Annotated in this window: 2 protein-coding genes; both read left to right on the top strand. The window is 34.9% G+C overall.

All coding sequences use genetic code 11. The features are described from left to right. On the top strand, window positions 1-1,298 hold a 1,298-nt coding region (locus K345_RS20070; RefSeq protein WP_037571527.1), incomplete at its 5' end, for a tetratricopeptide repeat protein. Further along, window positions 1,285-2,106, top strand: a complete 822-nt coding sequence (locus K345_RS0106700; RefSeq protein ID WP_028973508.1) for a peptidoglycan recognition protein family protein — start codon at window positions 1,285-1,287, stop codon at window positions 2,104-2,106. The genes K345_RS20070 and K345_RS0106700, both read left to right, overlap by 14 nt. The last annotated feature ends 150 nt before the right edge of the window (window positions 2,107-2,256 follow it).

The raw sequence follows: 2,256 nt of genomic DNA, 5'->3' as shown, positions 1-2,256 counted from the left end.
TACTGAGTATCATACTCTTAGGATGTCCTCAGAAAGCTGAGGCAGATCAGACAAAAGAAGACCCCTCTCCCAGTGTTGAAGATATCGTACAAACAGAAAAACCTGTAAATCCTGGAGATGTCGTTATAGAAAAAGCTCCTGTTAATACAGATACAGCTAATAGCCGTGATCCCTATTGGTCCACTCTTGGATATGAGACCTGGCAGGGGATTACTGATGTTACAGAATTACCTGAGTCTTTGATGTTGGATATGCTTAATGTAAAAAGGATGACTTGGCAAGCTAATGGTTATTTGACACTGGAAGAAGTGATCATTAAATATCATCTTAACTTAGGAGAACTTAATGCTGAAAACCTCAACAGTGCAGGCTATGACCTATATGAGAAGGGTGATTACGAATCAGCCATGGTCTTATTTACAGAAGCCATTAAGCTTGATCCGACCTATGTATATGCCCATTACAACTTTGCTTGTGCAGGATCGCTTTACCTTCAGTATTGGAATAATCAAGATAGCGGCTTATATGCCCAACAAGAAGGCTTTTACAACTATAGTTACCTTAATAATGTCCAAGATGCTGTGTTTCAGAATCTAAGCCTTTCTTTTTTTCTAGCCTCAAGATATTTAGAAAAATCAAAAACGGATCCTGACCTTGAATATATCAGAAGTTTAAAACGTTATTCAAACCTTAGGCAAAACTTATCAGAACCGAAGTTCTGGTTGCTCTACGGATTCTATAGTGTGGAAGCCAATACCTATTGGGAGTTTCAGCCTGAACTTAATGAACTATCTATTACTCTTGATGGGGGATTTTATTCTGCTAGGGGATTCGAAGATCTACTTATAGATTTTAAAGGAGATACAACAAATCTATGGGAATATCATCTTCATCAATTTATTGACAAAAATCAGGTTAACTTTATTAAGCAAACAGAGGATACCTTGCCCAAATTAGGTTATCGCTTTATTTGGAGTCACACTTCAACTTATGGTGAAAAAGGAAGTCAACCCTACCTCGTAGCTCAAAATAACCAGATAGATATAACTGGATTAATAATTGTTGATGAATACTGGAATTATGATGGTATCCGTTCTGTTTATACCTATAGTATTGATTATCCAAAGTTAGATACTAATGGAAACAGAATATATTCTTCGTATCTAGATTGGAGTCCTTCTAATAAGCAACACTTTTTTATGACTATAAGTGATTTTTATAATGATGATTATGAATACAAAAAAGAGTTAATAAAAGAAAAATTTGAAGAAATGGAGAATAGCGATGAGTCTCTATAGCGATAACTGTGATATAAGTAAAATATCTAAGATAGTTTATGAATACTTAGACGAGCGCCCTTATCTAATTGAAGAACAGATTTTCGACATTGAGTTACCTATCTCCAAGATGAGAAAACTAAAAAAGCTCAATGAGTATACGAAGGACTCTGAACCTTTTAATAGACTTAAATCTGTCATTAATAGGGGGATGTTTAATAAGAAATTAATGCCTATTGGCAGAAAAAACAAAAAGGATAAGACAGCTATATGTTTACATTTTACTGCTGGTGCTACTAATGGCGCAGACAGTACTACATGTAAAACACCTTCAGATATTGTTGATGCCAAGCGTCATGCCGTCAATTACTGGGTTTATAGAGATGGGACTATTGTGGAATACATGGAACCTGAATATTGGGCACATCATTCAAGTGCTGATACTGAGAATCCAAAAATAATTGCAATTGAAATTGTGAATTATGGACCCATATATTTAGAAGGTAGTGATTTAAAATGGGTAGATTCAAAAGGTGAAATATATACATATTGTGAACTTGATGCCGCTATTAAAGGACCAGACAAAGCTTTTATTGATCTAGCTGATAATGATTATGATAAACTAGGGAGATATCCTAACAGTGAGTATAGGGGCTACCGTTATTATGCAGCATTTACAACAAAGCAAACTCAAAGTGTTGCAAAATTACTAAAAGCATTATGTAAAGAATATGATATCCCTTATCGTTTTCTACCTTACCATATGCGATTTGATAGATACAGAGAAGGGAGTATGAATAATGTCTCGCTATCTGCAACTAGTTACTAATTGGAATAGCTTTATGAATGATGGCATAAATAAAGCAGGGATATTTTCTCATGTTAACACGAGACATAGACATGAAGATACTAATGCAGTAGTAAAATGGGATATCAGTCCTGCCTTTGACTGGGAATATTTGGAAAACTATAATGGCTT

The organism is Spirochaeta cellobiosiphila DSM 17781, assembly GCF_000426705.1.
GTDB classification, from domain to species: domain Bacteria; phylum Spirochaetota; class Spirochaetia; order DSM-17781; family DSM-17781; genus Spirochaeta_E; species Spirochaeta_E cellobiosiphila.
Note: the sequence above shows the minus strand (reverse complement) of the source record. Positions and strands in the feature narration are given on the sequence as shown.

Excerpts from the sequence above, each read along its gene's own strand:
- K345_RS0106700 (WP_028973508.1), top strand. The coding sequence starts at position 1,285 with ATGAGTCTCTATAGCGATAACTGTGATATAAGTAAAATATCTAAGATA.